Annotated in this window: 16 protein-coding genes; 9 read left to right on the top strand and 7 right to left on the bottom strand. The window is 63.4% G+C overall.

The window, feature by feature from the left end:
* Window positions 1-23: 23 nt before the first annotated feature.
* The 3 genes from rsmB to def are packed head-to-tail and all read right to left on the bottom strand — an operon-like array spanning window position 24 to window position 2,848.
* The gene (gene rsmB, locus HBO12_RS09315; protein WP_169954075.1) at window positions 24-1,334 is read right to left on the bottom strand and encodes a 16S rRNA (cytosine(967)-C(5))-methyltransferase RsmB; all 1,311 of its coding nucleotides are present in this window, start codon (window positions 1,332-1,334) and stop codon (window positions 24-26) included.
* Window positions 1,334-2,284: a methionyl-tRNA formyltransferase gene (gene fmt / locus HBO12_RS09310; protein WP_170042004.1), complete on the bottom strand. Its 951-nt coding sequence runs from the start codon at window positions 2,282-2,284 to the stop codon at window positions 1,334-1,336. The genes rsmB and fmt overlap by 1 nt, the downstream gene beginning before the upstream one ends.
* Window positions 2,285-2,341: 57 nt before the next feature.
* The gene (gene def, locus HBO12_RS09305) at window positions 2,342-2,848 is read right to left on the bottom strand and encodes a peptide deformylase (RefSeq protein ID WP_029290229.1); all 507 of its coding nucleotides are present in this window, start codon (window positions 2,846-2,848) and stop codon (window positions 2,342-2,344) included.
* Between the two features lie 265 nt (window positions 2,849-3,113).
* Between def and dprA the strand changes: the two genes are divergently transcribed.
* On the top strand, window positions 3,114-4,208 hold the full coding sequence (gene dprA, locus HBO12_RS09300) for a DNA-processing protein DprA (protein ID WP_169954077.1): 1,095 nt from the start codon (window positions 3,114-3,116) through the stop codon (window positions 4,206-4,208).
* 54 nt (window positions 4,209-4,262) lie between these two features.
* Entirely contained in the window at window positions 4,263-4,820 is a 558-nt protein-coding gene (gene tsaC, locus HBO12_RS09295; RefSeq protein ID WP_170042003.1) for an L-threonylcarbamoyladenylate synthase type 1 TsaC, read from the top strand.
* A gap of 122 nt (window positions 4,821-4,942) precedes the next feature.
* Here tsaC and HBO12_RS09290 read toward each other — a convergent pair whose 3' ends face one another.
* Entirely contained in the window at window positions 4,943-5,920 is a 978-nt protein-coding gene (locus tag HBO12_RS09290) for an NADPH:quinone reductase (RefSeq protein WP_169954079.1), read from the bottom strand.
* Between the two features lie 160 nt (window positions 5,921-6,080).
* Here HBO12_RS09290 and hemF point away from each other — a divergent pair, with 160 nt between their 5' ends.
* Both hemF and aroE read left to right on the top strand, forming a co-directional pair.
* The gene (gene hemF, locus HBO12_RS09285) at window positions 6,081-7,013 is read left to right on the top strand and encodes an oxygen-dependent coproporphyrinogen oxidase (RefSeq protein WP_170042002.1); all 933 of its coding nucleotides are present in this window, start codon (window positions 6,081-6,083) and stop codon (window positions 7,011-7,013) included.
* The gene (aroE, locus tag HBO12_RS09280; RefSeq protein ID WP_169954081.1) at window positions 7,013-7,837 is read left to right on the top strand and encodes a shikimate dehydrogenase; all 825 of its coding nucleotides are present in this window, start codon (window positions 7,013-7,015) and stop codon (window positions 7,835-7,837) included. The genes hemF and aroE overlap by 1 nt, the downstream gene beginning before the upstream one ends.
* Window positions 7,838-7,942: 105 nt before the next feature.
* On the opposite strand, the gene HBO12_RS09275 is transcribed toward aroE, so the two are convergent.
* The 3 genes from HBO12_RS09275 to betC all read right to left on the bottom strand — a co-directional run bounded on the left by HBO12_RS09275 (window position 7,943) and on the right by betC (window position 12,108).
* Window positions 7,943-9,505: a SulP family inorganic anion transporter gene (locus HBO12_RS09275; RefSeq protein ID WP_170042001.1), complete on the bottom strand. Its 1,563-nt coding sequence runs from the start codon at window positions 9,503-9,505 to the stop codon at window positions 7,943-7,945.
* Between the two features lie 152 nt (window positions 9,506-9,657).
* Window positions 9,658-10,575, bottom strand: coding sequence for a choline ABC transporter substrate-binding protein (choX, locus tag HBO12_RS09270; protein ID WP_170042000.1), 918 nt, complete (start codon window positions 10,573-10,575; stop codon window positions 9,658-9,660).
* 18 nt (window positions 10,576-10,593) lie between these two features.
* The gene (gene betC / locus HBO12_RS09265) at window positions 10,594-12,108 is read right to left on the bottom strand and encodes a choline-sulfatase (protein ID WP_170041999.1); all 1,515 of its coding nucleotides are present in this window, start codon (window positions 12,106-12,108) and stop codon (window positions 10,594-10,596) included.
* 103 nt (window positions 12,109-12,211) lie between these two features.
* Here betC and HBO12_RS09260 point away from each other — a divergent pair, with 103 nt between their 5' ends.
* From HBO12_RS09260 to dgoD, 5 genes are all read left to right on the top strand, one after another.
* Window positions 12,212-13,159 (top strand): choline sulfate utilization transcriptional regulator, encoded by a 948-nt coding sequence (locus HBO12_RS09260; RefSeq protein WP_170041998.1) that lies wholly within the window; start codon window positions 12,212-12,214, stop codon window positions 13,157-13,159.
* A gap of 31 nt (window positions 13,160-13,190) precedes the next feature.
* On the top strand, window positions 13,191-13,517 hold the full coding sequence (locus tag HBO12_RS09255; RefSeq protein ID WP_169954086.1) for a DOPA 4,5-dioxygenase family protein: 327 nt from the start codon (window positions 13,191-13,193) through the stop codon (window positions 13,515-13,517).
* 163 nt (window positions 13,518-13,680) lie between these two features.
* The gene (locus HBO12_RS09250) at window positions 13,681-14,646 is read left to right on the top strand and encodes a 2-dehydro-3-deoxygalactonokinase (RefSeq protein WP_170041997.1); all 966 of its coding nucleotides are present in this window, start codon (window positions 13,681-13,683) and stop codon (window positions 14,644-14,646) included.
* A 1-nt stretch (window position 14,647) separates the two neighbouring features.
* Window positions 14,648-15,268 carry a 2-dehydro-3-deoxy-6-phosphogalactonate aldolase gene (locus HBO12_RS09245; RefSeq protein ID WP_169954088.1) on the top strand — a complete coding sequence of 207 codons (621 nt, stop codon included), beginning with the start codon at window positions 14,648-14,650 and terminating at the stop codon, window positions 15,266-15,268.
* A 47-nt stretch (window positions 15,269-15,315) separates the two neighbouring features.
* The gene (gene dgoD / locus HBO12_RS09240; protein ID WP_170041996.1) at window positions 15,316-16,464 is read left to right on the top strand and encodes a galactonate dehydratase; all 1,149 of its coding nucleotides are present in this window, start codon (window positions 15,316-15,318) and stop codon (window positions 16,462-16,464) included.
* Window positions 16,465-16,471 lie beyond the last annotated feature (7 nt).

Genomic DNA, 16,471 nt, shown 5'->3' with positions numbered 1-16,471 from the left:
CCGGTCACTCCCTTAAAAACCATTCAACCGCGTGCCGCGGCAATCTTGATCAGCTTGGCGTAATAGAAGCCATCGTGCCCGCCTTCCTGCGCCAGCAACTGGCGGCCGTGGGGCTGCTTGATGCCGGCGGTAGTGGCAATGTCCAACTCCCGCGCGCCGCTGGTGCGGGCGAGGAAGGCTTCGATCACGTCGGTGTTTTCGGTCGGCAAGGTCGAGCAGGTGGCGTAGAGCAGGATGCCACCGACCTCCAGCGTCGGCCACAGCGCGTCCAGCAACTCGCCTTGCAGCACAGCCAGGGCGGCGATGTCGTCGGGTTGGCGGGTGAGCTTGATATCCGGGTGACGGCGGATCACACCGGTGGCGGAACAGGGTGCGTCCAGCAGGATGCGCTGGAACGGCTTGCCATCCCACCAGGCGGCGGTGTCGCGCCCATCGGCGGCAATCAGCTCGGCGTCCAGGCCCAGGCGCGCGAGGTTTTCGCGCACGCGCACCAGGCGCTTGGCTTCCAGGTCGACGGCGACGACACCGGCCAGGCCCGGCTGCACTTCCATGATGTGGCAGGTCTTGCCGCCTGGGGCGCAGCAGGCGTCCAGCACCCGCTGGCCCGGTGCCAGGTCGAGCAGGTCGGCGGCCAGTTGCGCGGCTTCGTCCTGCACGCTGATCCAGCCTTCGGCAAAGCCTGGCAGGCTACGCACATCGCCTGCGGTCTCCAGCACGATGCCGTCCTGGCTGTACACGCAGGCGCTGGCATTGATGCCGGCCTCTGCCAGTAATTGGAGATAGGCATCGCGGCTGTGATGGCGGCGATTGACCCGCAGAATCATCGGCGGGTGGGCATTGTTGGCGGCGCAGATGGCTTCCCACTGCTCTGGCCAGAATGCCTTGAGGGATTTTTGCAGCCAGCGCGGGTGCGCGGTGCGCACTACCGGGTCGTGTTCGAGCTCGGCCAGCAACCCCTCGCTTTCGCGCTGGGCACGGCGCAGCACGGCGTTGAGCAAGGCCTTGGCCCAGGGCTTTTTCAGCTTGTCGGCGCACCCCACGGTTTCGCCGATGGCGGCGTGGGCCGGCACGCGGCTGTAGAGCAACTGGTAGAGGCCCACCAGGAGCAGCGCCTCGACGTCGGCATCGGCGGCCTTGAACGGCTTTTGCAGCAACTTGGCCGCCAGCGCCGACAGACGCGGCTGCCAGCGGGCGGTGCCAAAGGCCAGGTCCTGGGTGAAGCCGCGATCGCGGTCTTCGACTTTATCCAGTTGCACCGGCAACGAGCTGTTCAGGGAAGCCTTGCCATTGAGCACGGCGGCCAGGGCCTTGGCGGCGGCCAAACGCGGGTTCATCAAGCGTCCACTCCAAGGATGATGCCGGGGGCAAATTTCTCACGACGGCTGTTGAACAAGTCGCTGAAGTTCAGCGCCTTGCCGCCGGGCAATTGCAGACGAGTCAGACACAGTGCCTGTTCGCCGCAGGCCACCAGCAGGCCTTCCTTGCTGGCGCCGATGATTTCACCGGGGGCGCCGCTGCCGTCGGCCAGGGTGGCGGCGAGGACTTTCAATGCTTCGCCATTGAGTGTGCTGTGGCAGATCGGCCACGGGTTGAAGGCACGTATCAGGCGCTCCAGTTCCACGGCCGGGCGGCTCCAGTCGATGCGCGCTTCGTCCTTGTTCAGCTTGTGGGCGTAGGTGGCGAGGCTGTCGTCCTGCGCTTCACCGTGCAAGGTGCCAGCCGCGAGGCCGGCAATCGCCTCGACCACCGCTGGCGGGCCCATCTCGGCCAGGCGGTCGTGCAGGCTGCCGCCGGTGTCTTGGGCGGTGATGGGCGTGGTCACCTTGAGCAGCATCGGCCCGGTGTCCAGGCCGGCTTCCATGCGCATCACGGTCACGCCGCTTTGTGCGTCACCGGCCTGCACCGCGCGCTGGATCGGCGCCGCACCGCGCCAGCGCGGTAGCAGCGAGGCGTGGCTGTTGATGCAACCCAGGCGCGGGATATCCAGCACTGCTTGGGGGAGGATCAGGCCGTAGGCCACCACCACCAGCAGGTCCGGCTTCAGTGCTGCCAGTTCAGCCTGGGCCTCGGCATTGCGCAGGGTCGGCGGTTGCAGCACGACGATGCCGTTTTCCAGCGCCAGTTGCTTGACCGGGCTGGGCATCAGTTTTTGCCCACGGCCGGCCGGGCGATCCGGCTGGGTGTACACCGCGACGATTTCATAAGGGCTGGCAAGCAGGGCCTTGAGGTGTTCGGCGGCAAATTCAGGGGTGCCGGCAAAAACGATGCGCAGTGGCTCGGTCATGGGAAACGTCTCACAAAAGAAAAAGGCTTGCCGGAGCAAGCCTTTGAAAGAAGGGAATCAAGCTTGCTGGCGATGCTTCTTTTCCAGTTTCTTCTTGATCCGGTCGCGTTTGAGCGTGGACAGGTAATCGACAAACAGCTTGCCGTTGAGGTGGTCGCACTCGTGCTGGATGCACACCGCCAGCAGGCCTTCGGCAATCAGCTCGAATGGCTTGCCGTCGCGGTCCAGGGCCTTGATCTTGACGCGCAGCGGGCGTTCGACGTTCTCGTAGAACTCCGGCACCGACAGGCAGCCTTCCTGGTATTCGCCCATCTCGTCGGTCAGCGGCTCGAATTCCGGGTTGATGTACACCATCGGTTCGCTGCGGTCTTCGGACAGGTCCATGACCACCACGCGCAGGTGCACGTTGACCTGGGTGGCGGCGAGGCCGATGCCCGGGGCTTCATACATTGTTTCAAACATGTCATCGACCAGCTGACGAACCTTGTCGTCCACTACGGCCACCGGTTTGGCGATAGTGCGCAGGCGCGAGTCCGGGAATTCGAGGATGTTCAAAATAGCCATAAGCGTAATTGCTGCACATGTGAGGTAAAGGCAAATCGGCCTCGGGACACCCCGCACGGCCGGTGTGAAACGCTCGCAGGCCGCGAAGGCCAAGGCATTTCACGCGAACCGACATAATAAAGGAGATTGCCCCCATGAGGAAATCGCTACTCGTCTTCAAAACGGGGCGCCAGGTTGGGCGGCAATAACCAGTTGCAATAATTAGCCTGCTAAATAAGTTACCAACAGAGTTATCCACAGCTTGTTCCTGATCAAGGATGATCATATGTCAGCAATCCCTACTGCAGATATTTCCCCTGCCGAGCTCGAAGCCCGCCTGCGTTTGCACCGCATGCCGGAGCTGGGGCCCAGGCGTTTCAAGACGTTGATCGAGGCCTTTGGTTGCGCCTCGAAAGCCATCGGCGCACCGGCCAGTGCCTGGCGCTCCCTGGGGTTGCCGGCCGCCTGCGCCGAAGCCCGGCGCAGCGTGCAGGTGCGTGATGGCGCCAGCGTCGCATTGGCTTGGCTTGAGCATCCGGCCCAACATTTGCTGATGTGGGACCAGCCCGACTACCCGGCCCTGCTGGCCGAGTTGGGCGATGCGCCACCCTTGTTATTCGTCGCCGGCAATCCCGCCATCCTGGAAAAACCGCAGCTGGCCATGGTCGGCAGCCGCCGTGCTTCCCGACCCGGAATGGATACGGCGGCGGCCTTTTCCCGCAGCCTGGCGGGCGCCGGTTTTGTGATCACCAGCGGCCTGGCCCTGGGCATCGATGGGGCGGCGCACCAGGCGGCATTAGATGTCGGGGGGCAGACAATCGGGGTGTTGGGCACCGGCCTGGAAAATTTTTATCCACAGCGCCACCGCCGGCTCGCCGAGGCGATGATTGCCCAGGGCAGCGCGGTGGTTTCCGAGTTCCCGCTGGACGCCGGGCCCCAGGCCGGCAACTTCCCGCGACGCAACCGCATTATCAGTGGCCTGTCCCTGGGCGTGCTGGTGGTGGAAGCCAGCGTGGCCAGCGGTTCGCTGATCACCGCGCGGCTGGCGGCCGAGCAGGGCCGCGAGGTGTACGCCATACCGGGGTCGATTCATCACCCGGGGGCCAGGGGTTGTCACCAATTGATCCGTGAGGGGGCGGTGCTGGTGGAGACCATCGAGCACATCCTTGAGGGGCTGCGCGGCTGGCAGGCGTTGTCGCGGCCCGCGCCGGTGCCGGTGACCCATCCGCTGCTGGCGTTGCTGCACGCGGCGCCCCACACCAGCGAAGGCCTGGCCATCGCCAGCGGGCAGAGCCTGTCCCAGGTGTTGGCGAGCCTCACCGAACTGGAGCTGGAGGGCCGGGTGATCTGCGAAAGTGGCCGCTGGCTCGCGCGCAGTTAGGTTTTGTAACGAAGATCGGTAAACTGCGCAGAGCTTTAGTCCGGAGAGTGAGTAATGGTCAACAGGTGGCGTGTGCAAGAAGCCGCACGAGAAATTCGCGCAGGCGCGGTGATTGCCTATCCGACCGAGGCGGTGTGGGGCCTGGGCTGCGACCCATGGAACGAGGAGTCGGTGGAGCGCTTGCTGGCGATCAAGGGCCGCTCGGTGGACAAGGGCTTGATCCTGGTCGCCGACAATATCCGGCAGTTCGATTTTCTGTTCGAAGACTTCCCGGACACCTGGATCGACCGCATGGCCAGTACCTGGCCGGGACCCAATACCTGGCTGGTACCCCATCAAGACTTGCTGCCTGAGTGGATTACCGGCAAGCACGACACCGTGGCGTTGCGAGTCAGTGATCATCCGCTGGTGCGGGATTTGTGTGCATTGGTGGGCCCGTTGATTTCCACCTCGGCCAACCCGCAAGGCCGGCCGGCAGCGCGCACGCGGATCCGGGTGGAGCAGTATTTCCGTGGGCAGGTGGATTTGGTGCTGGGCGGTAGCCTGGGTGGGCGCAAGAACCCGAGTTTGATTCGGGACCTGGCGACGGGCGAGGTTCGGCGCCCGTCCTGAGACCCAGGCGTGGCCATCGCGAGCAAGCCCGCTCCCACATTCGAGCGCATTCCCATGCTGGAAATCGGTCGAATGTGGGAGCGGGCTTGCCCGCGATAGCGGTCTGCCAAACCACCGAGATCTCAAGGCAACAGAATGGTCGACCCCGTCGTCCGCCGCCCCGACAACTCCACCTGCGCCTTCGCCGCATCCGCCAACGAAAAGCGCTGGTTGATATCAATGCGCACCTTGCCGCTTGCGATCATGCCAAACAGGTCATCGGCCATGGCCTGTAGGTTCTGCGGATTGTTGGCGTAGGTCGCCAGCGTCGGCCGGGTCACGTACAGCGAGCCTTTCGCCGCCAGAATCCCCAGGTTCACCCCGTCCACCGCGCCCGAGGCATTGCCGAAACTCACCAGCAGGCCACGTGGCGCCACGCTGTCCAGCGAGGCGAGCCAGGTGTCCTTGCCGACGCCGTCGTACACCACCGGGCATTTTTTGCCGTCGGTCAGTTCCAGCACCCGCTGTGGGACATTTTCCTGGCTGTAGTCGATGGTTTCCCAGGCGCCGAGGGATTTGGCCAGGGCGGCTTTTTCCGGCGAACTGACCGTACCGATCAGCTTCACGCCCAGGGCCTTGGCCCATTGGCAGGCCAGGGAACCGACGCCACCTGCAGCGGCGTGGAACAGGATGGTTTCACCGCCTTGCAACTCATAGGTCTGGCGCAGCAGGTACTGCACGGTCAGGCCCTTGAGCATGGCGCCAGCCGCTTGTTCGAAGCTGATCGCGTCCGGCAGGTGCACCAGGTTGGCCGCTGGCAACACATGCAGTTCGCTGTAGGCACCCAGCGGGCCGCTGCCGTAGGCCACGCGGTCGCCGACCTTGAATTGAGTGACTGCGCTGCCCACCGCATCCACCACGCCAGCGCCCTCCGCGCCCAGGCCCGAGGGCAAGGCTGGCGGTGCATACAGACCGCTGCGGTAATAGGTGTCGATGAAGTTCAGGCCAATGGCCTTGTTCCGCACCCGAACCTGCTGTGGGCCGGGCTCCACGGGTGTGTAGTCCACATACTCAAGTACTTCGGGGCCGCCATGGGCGCTGAACTGGATACGTTTGGCCATCTGTTCTGTCCTCAAGTCTGTTTCGCGAAAGGCTCCTATCGGACTCCTATGCTTGACCTTCGTCAACTGTGGCAGTGCCCGGCGCGGTGGTATCCTGTGCGCCCCTTTGCCGCCGACGCCCAATGGCCTCGCGTAGCTTTGCCCGATTCAAGGTGATGCCATGACTACCCGCACCGAGGCTGTAAAAGCCTACCTGCTCGACCTGCAAGACCGCATTTGCAGTGCCCTGGAAACCTTCGAGGCGCATACACGCTTTATCGAAGACGCCTGGACCCGCCCAGCTGGTGGCGGTGGCCGCACGCGGGTGATCGAGAACGGGACCGTGATCGAGAAAGGCGGCGTCAACTTTTCCCACGTCTTTGGCAGCGGCCTCCCACCGTCCGCCAGTGCCCACCGCCCGGAGCTCGCCGGTCGTGGTTTTGAAGCCCTCGGCGTGTCGCTGGTGATCCACCCGCATAACCCCCATGTGCCAACGTCCCACGCCAACGTGCGATTTTTCATCGCCGAGAAAGACGGTGAAGAGCCGGTGTGGTGGTTCGGTGGCGGCTTCGACCTGACGCCCTACTACGCCAACGAAGAAGACTGCATCCACTGGCACCGCGTGGCCGAGCAGGCCTGCGCGCCGTTTGGCGCGGACGTTTACCCGCGCTACAAGGCCTGGTGCGACAGCTACTTCCATATCAAGCATCGCAACGAGCCCCGGGGTATTGGCGGCCTGTTCTTCGATGATTTGAACGAGTGGGACTTCGACACCTGCTTCGCCTTTATCCGAGCGATTGGCGACGCCTACATCGACGCTTACCTGCCGATCGTCCAGCGCCGCCAGGCAATGGCTTATACCGAGCAGCAACGCCAGTTCCAGGAGTTTCGCCGTGGGCGCTACGTGGAATTCAACCTGGTTTATGACCGTGGCACGCTGTTTGGCCTGCAATCGGGCGGGCGTACCGAGTCGATCCTGATGTCGTTGCCCCCGCAAGTGCGCTGGAGCTATGACTGGAAGGCCGCTGCCGGCAGCGAAGAAGCGCGCCTGACCGACTACTTCCTGCAAGACCGTGACTGGCTCGGCCTTGCTGCGCCCCAGGTGGCCAGCTGATGGATCGTTATGTGGTGTTCGGCAACCCTATCGGCCACAGCAAATCGCCGCTGATCCATCGCCTGTTTGCCGAGCAGACCGGCCAGGCGCTGGACTACAGCACCCTGCTGGCGCCGCTCGAGGATTTCACCGGCTGTGCTCAGGAATTTTTCCTGCATGGGCGCGGTGCCAACGTCACCGTTCCCTTCAAGGAAGAGGCCTACCGCCTGGCCGATGCCCTGACCGAGCGCGCGCAACGCGCAGGCGCGGTGAACACCCTGAGCAAGCTGGCCGATGGCAGCCTGCTGGGTGATAACACCGATGGCGCCGGCCTGGTGCGCGACTTGACCGTCAACGCCGGCCTGAGCCTGGCCGGCAAGCGCATCCTGCTGCTCGGTGCCGGCGGCGCAGTGCGCGGTGCACTGGAGCCACTGCTGGCGCAACAGCCCGCCTCGCTGATCATCGCCAACCGCACCGTGGAAAAGGCCGAGCGGCTGGCCGAACTGTTCGATGACCTGGGGCCGGTCTCCGCCAGCGGTTTCGACTGGCTGAGTGAACCGGTGGACCTGATCATCAACGCCACCTCCGCGAGCCTGTCAGGCGATGTACCGCCGATTGCCAGCAGCCTGATCGAACCGGGCAAGACCTTTTGCTACGACATGATGTACGCCAAGGAGCCGACCGCCTTCTGCCGCTGGGCCACTGAACACGCTGCGGCGGTGGCGATGGATGGCTTGGGCATGCTGGTGGAGCAGGCGGCGGAAGCCTTCTACCTGTGGCGCGGTGTACGGCCGGATTCGGCGCCGGTGCTGGCCGAGTTACGTCGGCAGTTGGCAGGCCACTGAAGATCAACTGTAGGAGCTTGCCTGCGATAGCGGTGGGTCAGCGCCGGATGCGCCACTGATACACCGCTATCGCAGGCAAGCCAGCTCCTACAGTTTTTTACCGTGTCAGTCTTCGAAAAGGATCGGGCATTTGTCCGCCCCTTCCAGCTTCCTCAACTCCTCCACCACTTGCGGCCGCGCCCGGCGCAGCGTCAGGCTGCGTCCCAACCCCTGCAACCGCCGCGCTTCCTGGTGCAGCATCTCCACCCCGGAATAGTCGATAAAGTTGATCTGCTGCGCCTCGATCACCACCCGCTGGCCTTGCAGGCGCTGCAAGCGCACTTGCAGGTAATGGCTGGCGCCAAAGAAGATCGAGCCACCGACCCGCAGCACATCGTCGTCCCCATCGCGCCATTGCTGCACCCGTGGCTGCGAGGTGCGCTTGAGGTAGAAGAACAGCGATGCCAGCACCCCGGCATAGATTGCCGTTTGCAGCTCCAGCAGCAAGGTGGCCAGGCACGTCAGGCCCATCACCAGACACTCTGCACGGCTGACCCGCCACAGCGCGCGGATGCCCCGATGATCCACCAGGCCCCAGCAGATCAGCAGGATGCTGGCGGCCATGCTCGGGATCGGGATGTGCGCAATCACCGCCGCGCCAAACAGCGCAAACAGTGCGACCCACAACGCCGAAAACACCCCCGCCAGCGGCGAACAGGCGCCCGCCTCGTAACTCAGGCCCGAGCGGGTGAAGGATCCGGCCGACAGGTAGCCGGAGAAAAATCCGCCGACGATATTGGATAAACCCTGGGCGCGTACTTCCTGGTTGGCGTCGAGCAACTGTTGCGAGCGCGCCGACAGCGAGCGGGCAATCGACAGGCTGGTCACCAGCCCCAGCATGCCCACCGCCACGGCGCTGGGTAGCAGGCGCAGGACCATGTCCAGGTCCAGCGGCAACGGGCTGAACGGCGGCAGTTGGCCAACAAATGAGCTGACCCGCGCCACATGCCCGAACATCGCCGGCCACGCCCACGCCGCCAGGCTGCCTACCGCCAGGGCAATCAACAGGCTTGGCCAGCGCGGCACGCAGTATTTAAGCAGCGCGCCCACCAGCAAGGTGCCCAGGCCAAGGGCCAGTGACGGACGATCCCACTCGCCACCATGGTCGATCAGCGCCAGCAGGCTGTTGATGGCCGTGGCCTGGCTGGGCAGGTCGAGCCCCAGCAGGTTGGGCAACTGGCCCAGGGCGATGACCACCGCCGCGCCGAGGGTGAAGCCGAGGACGACGGAATGGGAGACGAAATTGACCAGCGCGCCAAAGCGCAACATGCCCAACAGCCATTGGAATACGCCGGCGAGTAAGGTCAGCAGCAGGATCAGGGTGATGTAGTCCTGGGAGCCAGGCACCGCCAGCGGGCTGATGCTGGCGTAGAGCACGATGGAAATTGCCGCCGTCGGGCCGCAGATCAAATGCCAGGACGAACCCCACAGGCAGGCAATCAGCACCGGGATGATCGCCGCATACAGGCCGTATTCGGGGGGCAGGCCGGCGATCAGGGCGTAGGCGATCGATTGCGGCAAGGCCAGCACCGCGCCGCTGAGGCCGACCAGCGCATCCCGGCCGACGCTGGCGCGGGTCTGGCGTGGCAGCCAGCGCAGGAATGGGAGCAGAGTGTGGGGCCGGGACATGGATCGCTCGAAATACTGTAGGAGCGAGCTTGCTCGCGAAGATGGATAACGATAACGCGGGTTGCCTGAAAAAACGCGGCGTTTTTGAATTCTTCGCCGGCAAGCCGGCTCCTACAGGGTGATAGGAAGACCTGTAGGAACCAGGGCAATATTTAGAGTTTGGCTTTGACCGCCGCCAATGCATCCTGGCCATCGAGGGTTTCAACCCCCTCCAGCCACTTGTCCAAAACCGCCGGATTGGCCTTGATCCATGCCTTCGCCGCGTCAGCATTGCTGACTTTGTTGTTCACCACCTCGGCCATGATGCTGTTTTCCATATCCTGGGTAAACGTAAGGTTGGTCAGCAGCCTGGCCACATTCGGGCAGGCCTGTGCATAACCTTTGCGGGTCAGGGTGTACACATTGCCGGTGTCGCCGAAGTATTTTTCGCCGCCCTTGAGGTAACGCATCTTCAACTGCACGTTCATTGGGTGCGGTGTCCAGCCCAGGAAAGTGACGAAACGCTCGCGCTTCACCGCCCTGGACACTTCGGCGAGCATCGCCTGTTCGCTGGATTCGATCAGCTTCCACTGGCCGAGGTCGAAGTCGTTTTTCTTGATGATCTCGTGCAGCGAAAGGTTGGCCGGAGCGCCGGAGCCGATGCCGTAGATCTTTTTGTCGAACTTGTCGGCAAATTTGTTCAGGTCGGCAAAGTCACGCACACCGGCCTCCCACACATAGTCCGGCACCGCGAGGGTGAACTGGGTGCCCTCGAGGTTTTTCGCCAGTTGCACCACATCGCCATTGGCCACGAACTTGTCATAGAAGCCCTGCTGCGCCGGCATCCAGTTGCCCAGAAACACATCCACCTGGCCGTCCTTGAGCCCGCCAAACGTGATCGGCACCGCCAGGGTATCGATCTTGGCCTTGTAGCCCATGCCGCTGAGCAAAACACCGGCGATGGCATTGGTGGCGGCAATGTCGCTCCAGCCGGGGTCGGCCATCTTTACCGTCTCGCAACGGGTGTCGGCATACGCATGGGTGGCACTGAGCAACAACACTGCACTCACGATTGTGGATAACTTTTGCATGGCCTTCCCCTTACTGATTTATTGGTTTTGGCAGGGTTGTGGATAACGGGCCTTGTGCTCCAGATCGTCGAGGTCGATATGGTTGCGCATGTACTGCTGGCTGGCGTCTACCAGCGGCTGGTGATCCCAGCTCTTGAGTTTGCCCACCGCCAGCGCCTCGCATACCAGGCGCCGACGGCGTTGGCTGGCGAGCACTTGCTGGTGGATCGCCGGCATGTCCCACTTGGCCCGCGCTTCGGCCAGGAACGCCTCGAACAACGCACGATGGGCCGGCGACTGACTGAGTTCTTCTTGCTCACGTGGGTCGTGGTGCACATCAAACAGTAGGCAAGGATCGTCCTCGCTGTAGATGAATTTGTAGGCCTCCCGGCGAATCATCATCAATGGGCCGATGGTGCCTTCGGCCATGTACTCGCCGAACACCTCGTCATGCCCGCCCTGCCCTTGCAAGTGCGGGACCAGTGAGCGGCCGTCCAGCGGCAGGTTGGGGTCCAGCTCGCCGCCGGCCAGCTCCACCAGGGTCGGCAACAGGTCGGCGGTGGACACCGCCGCACTCACCCGCCCGGCCTTGAATTGCCCCGGTGCACTGACCAGCAGCGGCACCCGCGCGGCCATTTCAAACCAGTGCATTTTGTACCAGAGCCCCCGCTCGCCGAGCATGTCGCCGTGGTCGCCGGAGAACACGATGATGGTGTCCTCGGCCAGGCCTGTGTCCTGCAGGGTTTGCAGGAGTTTGCCGACGTTGCTGTCAATGTAGCTGCACGCCCCGAAGTAAGCGCGCCGCGCATCGCGGATCTTATCCACAGGCAGCGGCTTGTCCCACAGGTCGTAGACCTTGAGCAGGCGCTGGGAATGCGGGTCCAGGTCGGCCTGGGCCGGCGTTGTAGGCATTGGGATGTCATTGTCGTCGTACAGATCCCAGAACGGTTTGGGAATGGTGTACGGGTCGTGGGGGTGAGTCATGGAAACCGTGAGGCAGAATGGCTGGTCGCCGTCCTCGCGAATATGGTCGAACAGGTACTGCTGGGCCTTGAACACCACCTCTTCGTCGAAATCCAGCTGGTTGGTGCGCACACACGGGCCGGCTTGCAGCACCGACGACATGTTGTGATACCAGGTGGGGCGCACGTCGGGCTCATCCCAGTTCACCGCCCAGCCGTAGTCGGCGGGGTAGATATCGCTGGTGAGGCGCTCTTCATAGCCGTGCAACTGGTCCGGCCCGCAAAAGTGCATCTTGCCCGACAGCGCCGTGCGGTAGCCGAGGCGGCGCAGGTAGTGGGCATAGGTCGGTACATCGGCGGGGAAATCCGCCGCGTTGTCGTAGGCGCCAATCTTGCTCGGCAACTGGCCGCTGACCAGGGTAAAACGCGACGGCGCACACAGCGGGCTGTTGCAGTACGCAGCGTCGAACACCACACCTTGTGCGGCCAGGCGGCTGAGGTTGGGCAGTTTGATCGGCGAAGGGCCGTAGAACGGAAGCAACGGCGCGGCCATTTGATCGGCCATGATGAAAAGAATGTTCTTGCGCTTCATGGTCTCTCGGCATTCCATAGTCAGTGTTTATGCGATTGAGCATGCAGGCCGTGGAAACCGTGGTAAAGCCCATGAAAAGCAATGTCTAGGATAAGCACCGCTTATGTATAAAGCCCTGGGAAACCTGTCGCTGGATCTGTTGCGCGCCTTTGAAGCCGCCGCCCGTCATCGCAGCTTTACAGCGGCTGCGATGGAGCTGGGCACCACCCAGCCGGCCGTCAGCCAGCAGATCAAGCGCCTGGAAGAACAGCTGGCCGTACGCCTGTTCGACCGTATCTACCGCGGCATCGAATTGACTGACGCGGGCATGCTGTTGTTCGAGCACGTCCAGGCCGGATTGCAGAGCATTGATGCGGGCCTGGGGCTAATCACGGAGCAGGACCAGCACGAAGTGTTGCAAGTGGCGACCGACTTCGCCTTCGCCGCCTACTGGCTGATGCCGCGTCTGCATCGCTTTCATGAGGCCAACCCGCAAGTGGATGTGAGCCTGGTCACCAGCGAGCGCAACCACGCGGCCTTGCGCAGTGACATCGATGTGGCGGTGTTGTTTGGCGACGGGCGTTTTCGCCAGGGCCACAGCCAGTGGTTGTTCAACGAGGAAGTGTTCCCGGTGTGCAGCCCGCAACTGCTCAAGGGCCGCGCCACGCCGCTGTCGCTACAAAGCCTGCCGGAGCTGCCGCTATTGCACCTGCGCCAGGAAAACAGCCAGTGGTTCGACTGGAACGGGGTGTTTCGCGAACTGGGCATCACCGCCGCACCGACCCCCGGCCTGCTGCGTTTCGACAATTACACCCTTTTGATCCAGGCGGCGATTGCCGGCCAGGGCGTGGCCATCGGCTGGCGCCATCTGGTGGATAATCTGCTGGAGCAGAAATGGCTGTGCCGGCCGATTGGCGACACGGTGATCTCGCGCTTTGGTTATTACGTGGTGTTGCCCCAGCGCAAACGGCGCGGGCAGTTGATCGAACGGTTTGTCGACTGGCTGGCGGCCGAGCAGGCCAGCAGCGCGCAGTCCCTGGCCGGGCTGGCCCTGCCGTCGATTGCGGTCTAGGATCGGCCGATCAACGAGTCCGGAGCCAGTCATGCAACGTATCAAGGGCTACCACGCCCATATCTACTTCGACGCCAGCACCCTCGACCAGGCGCGCAAGCTCTGCGAAGACGCGGCGGCCATCTTCCCGGTGCGCATGGGGCGCATGCACGAGCGCCCGGTGGGCCCGCATCCGGACTGGAGCTGCCAGCTGGCGTTCGACCCCGAGTACATCGGCGTGGCGCTGCCGTGGCTGGCGCTCAACCGCAACGGGTTGGTGGTGTTTCTGCACCCGGATACCGGCGATGACCTGAAGGATCACACCGACTATGCGATCTGGATGGGCGCCATGCGGCCGTTGGATTTGTCGATTTTTTAACCAGTTGCTGTCAGTTAAGTCCTCACGTTCTGGTGCGAAGAACAGCACAGGGACGTGGGGATTTTTTCTGGGTTGTTCCACTATATGGGATTGATATTTATATATTGAGATATTTTCAGCCTTAGGTTTATAGTCGGCCATCTGCCACATTCCAGGTGAAGCGATGCCGGCGCAATTGATCGCGCTCGATTGGGGAACCAGTTCCCTTCGTGCCTATAAGCTCGGCCCAGGTGGCCAGGTCCTCGAACAGCGCTCGCTGGCGTCGGGGATCATGCATTTGCCCAGTGCACCGCGATTGATCGGTGGTGTTCATTGCAGCGATGGGTTTGAGCTGGCCTTTGATACCGCGTGCGGCGACTGGCTCGACGCCCAGCCCGAGCTGCCGGTGATCGCCTGCGGCATGGTCGGCAGCGCCCAGGGGTGGGGTGAGGCGGCCTATCGCAAGACGCCGGTTGACGTCGCCAGCCTGGGCTTGGCGCTGCACAAGGTGCGCAGTTTGCGCGGTGTGGATGTGCATATCGTGCCCGGTGTGATCGAGCAGGTCGGTTTACCCAACGTGATGCGCGGCGAAGAAACCCAGGTGCTCGGCGTGCTGCAAAGCCTGCCAGCCAGCGCTGAATTATTGATCGGCCTGCCCGGCAGCCATTCCAAATGGGTCGAGGTGGTCGCAGGCCGCATTACCCATTTCGACACCTTCATGACCGGCGAACTGTTCGCGGTGCTGAGCAAGCACAGCATTCTGGGGCGTACGCAAAAGAGCGCCGGGCAGTTTCAGGCCGACGCCTTTGACCGGGGTGTGCGCGTGGCACTTTCAGAGGATGGCCGGCGCGGTGTGCTGTCGACCCTGTTCAGCGCGCGCACCCTGGGGTTGACCGCAGAACTGACTCCTGAGCAGCAGCCCGACTACCTGTCCGGCCTGCTGATTGGCCATGAACTGGCCGGCTTGCCCGACCGTGCGCGCCACACGCCGATCATCCTGGTGGGCGCCGCCGCCCTCTGCGCCCGCTACCAACGTGCCCTCGCCCTGTGTGGTTTGCACCACGTCAGCCTCGCGCAAGCAGCGACCGAGCGCGGCCTGTGGCAACTGGCGCTGGCCGCCGGGCTCATTCAACCTGCAATCGAGGCCTGACATGCTCAAGCAAGCACTCACACACAACGGTTTGATCGCGATCCTGCGGGGCCTGCGCCCGGATGAGGCTGGCGCTGTCGGCCAGGTGCTGTACCAGGCCGGGTTCCGGGTGATCGAAGTGCCGCTCAATTCGCCAGATCCCTACACCAGCATCCGCACCCTGCGTGAGACGTTGCCCGCCGACTGCCTGATCGGCGCTGGCACCGTGCTGACGCCCGAGCAGGTGGAGCGGGTGAAGGCGGCGGGTGGCCAGGTGATCGTCATGCCCCACAGCGATGCCAAGGTGCTGCGTGCCGCAAAAGCTGCGGGCCTGTACCTGTCGCCTGGGGTCGCGACGCCCACTGAAGCCTTCGCCGCCCTGGCCGAAGGGGCCGATGTGCTCAAGCTGTTCCCGGCCGAGCAAATGGGCCCGGCGGTGGTCAAGGCCTGGCTGGCGGTGTTGCCGGCCGGCACGGTCCTGCTGCCGGTGGGCGGGATTACCCCGGACAACATGCAAGTGTTCGTCGACGCCGGGGTCAAGGGCTTTGGCCTGGGCTCCGGGCTGTTCAAGCCCGGCATGACGGTCGAGCAGGTGGCGAGCCGTGCCCAGGCGTATGTCGCTGCCTGGAATGCCTTGAACTGAGTGTGCCTGGCGCCTCAGGCGCCGCATCCGACAAGAGAGATAAGAAGATGAAAATCACCAAACTGACCACCTTTATCGTGCCGCCGCGCTGGTGCTTCCTCAAAGTGGAAACCGACCAGGGTGTAACCGGTTGGGGCGAGCCCGTGGTTGAAGGCCGCGCCCACACCGTGGCGGCGGCGGTCGAGGAATTGTCCGACTACTTGATCGGCAAAGACCCACGCAATATCGAAGATATCTGGACCGTGCTGTATCGCGGCGGCTTCTACCGGGGCGGCGCGATTCATATGAGCGCCCTGGCCGGTATCGACCAGGCGTTGTGGGACATCAAGGGCAAGGCCCTCGGCGTGTCGGTCAGCGACCTGCTGGGCGGCCAGGTGCGGGACAAGATCCGCGTCTACTCGTGGATCGGCGGCGACCGCCCGGCCGACACCGCCCGTGCGGCCAAGGAAGCCGTGGCCCGGGGGTTTACGGCGGTGAAGATGAATGGCACCGAGGAGCTGCAATTTCTCGACACCTTCGACAAGGTCGACCAGGCCCTGGCCAACGTGGCCGCCGTGCGCGACGCGGTCGGCCCGAATGTCGGCATTGGCGTGGACTTCCATGGCCGCGTACACAAGCCCATGGCCAAGGTGCTGATGAAAGAGCTGGACCCGTACAAGCTGATGTTTATCGAGGAGCCGGTGCTCAGCGAAAACTACGAAGCGCTCAAGGAACTGGCGCCTTTGACCAGCACCCCGATTGCCCTGGGCGAGCGGCTGTTCTCGCGCTGGGATTTCAAGCGTGTGCTCAGTGAAGGTTACGTCGACATCATCCAGCCGGATGCATCCCACGCCGGCGGCATCACCGAAACCCGCAAGATCGCCAACATGGCCGAAGCCTACGACGTGGCCCTGTCCCTGCACTGCCCGCTGGGCCCGATTGCCCTGGCGGCGTGCCTGCAACTGGATGCGGTTTGCTACAACGCGTTTATCCAGGAGCAAAGCCTGGGCATTCACTACAACGAGAGCAACGATTTGCTCGACTACGTGCGCGATCCGGGAGTTTTCGACTACGACCAGGGCTTTGTGAAAATCCCCAACGGGCCGGGGCTGGGGATTGAGATCAACGAGGAATACGTGATCGAGCGCGCGGCCATTGGTCACCGCTGGCGCAACCCGATCTGGCGGCATGCCGATGGCAGTTTTGCCGAGTGGTGATTGTCAC

The sequence above is a fragment of the Pseudomonas sp. WS 5059 genome, from assembly GCF_012985525.1.
GTDB lineage: Bacteria > Pseudomonadota > Gammaproteobacteria > Pseudomonadales > Pseudomonadaceae > Aquipseudomonas.
This window is presented reverse-complemented; position numbering and strand designations above follow the sequence as displayed.

What these genes read in the sequence shown, in the direction of transcription:
- rsmB (WP_169954075.1), bottom strand. Translation starts at nt 1,334, where the DNA reads ATGAACCCGCGTTTGGCCGCCGCCAAGGCCCTGGCCGCCGTGCTCAAT.
- fmt (WP_170042004.1), bottom strand. Translation starts at nt 2,284, where the DNA reads ATGACCGAGCCACTGCGCATCGTTTTTGCCGGCACCCCTGAATTTGCC.
- def (WP_029290229.1), bottom strand. Translation starts at nt 2,848, where the DNA reads ATGGCTATTTTGAACATCCTCGAATTCCCGGACTCGCGCCTGCGCACT.
- dprA (WP_169954077.1), top strand. Translation starts at nt 3,114, where the DNA reads ATGTCAGCAATCCCTACTGCAGATATTTCCCCTGCCGAGCTCGAAGCC.
- tsaC (WP_170042003.1), top strand. Translation starts at nt 4,263, where the DNA reads ATGGTCAACAGGTGGCGTGTGCAAGAAGCCGCACGAGAAATTCGCGCA.
- HBO12_RS09290 (WP_169954079.1), bottom strand. Translation starts at nt 5,920, where the DNA reads ATGGCCAAACGTATCCAGTTCAGCGCCCATGGCGGCCCCGAAGTACTT.
- hemF (WP_170042002.1), top strand. Translation starts at nt 6,081, where the DNA reads ATGACTACCCGCACCGAGGCTGTAAAAGCCTACCTGCTCGACCTGCAA.
- aroE (WP_169954081.1), top strand. Translation starts at nt 7,013, where the DNA reads ATGGATCGTTATGTGGTGTTCGGCAACCCTATCGGCCACAGCAAATCG.
- HBO12_RS09275 (WP_170042001.1), bottom strand. Translation starts at nt 9,505, where the DNA reads ATGTCCCGGCCCCACACTCTGCTCCCATTCCTGCGCTGGCTGCCACGC.
- choX (WP_170042000.1), bottom strand. Translation starts at nt 10,575, where the DNA reads ATGCAAAAGTTATCCACAATCGTGAGTGCAGTGTTGTTGCTCAGTGCC.
- betC (WP_170041999.1), bottom strand. Translation starts at nt 12,108, where the DNA reads ATGAAGCGCAAGAACATTCTTTTCATCATGGCCGATCAAATGGCCGCG.
- HBO12_RS09260 (WP_170041998.1), top strand. Translation starts at nt 12,212, where the DNA reads ATGTATAAAGCCCTGGGAAACCTGTCGCTGGATCTGTTGCGCGCCTTT.
- HBO12_RS09255 (WP_169954086.1), top strand. Translation starts at nt 13,191, where the DNA reads ATGCAACGTATCAAGGGCTACCACGCCCATATCTACTTCGACGCCAGC.
- HBO12_RS09250 (WP_170041997.1), top strand. Translation starts at nt 13,681, where the DNA reads ATGCCGGCGCAATTGATCGCGCTCGATTGGGGAACCAGTTCCCTTCGT.
- HBO12_RS09245 (WP_169954088.1), top strand. Translation starts at nt 14,648, where the DNA reads ATGCTCAAGCAAGCACTCACACACAACGGTTTGATCGCGATCCTGCGG.
- dgoD (WP_170041996.1), top strand. Translation starts at nt 15,316, where the DNA reads ATGAAAATCACCAAACTGACCACCTTTATCGTGCCGCCGCGCTGGTGC.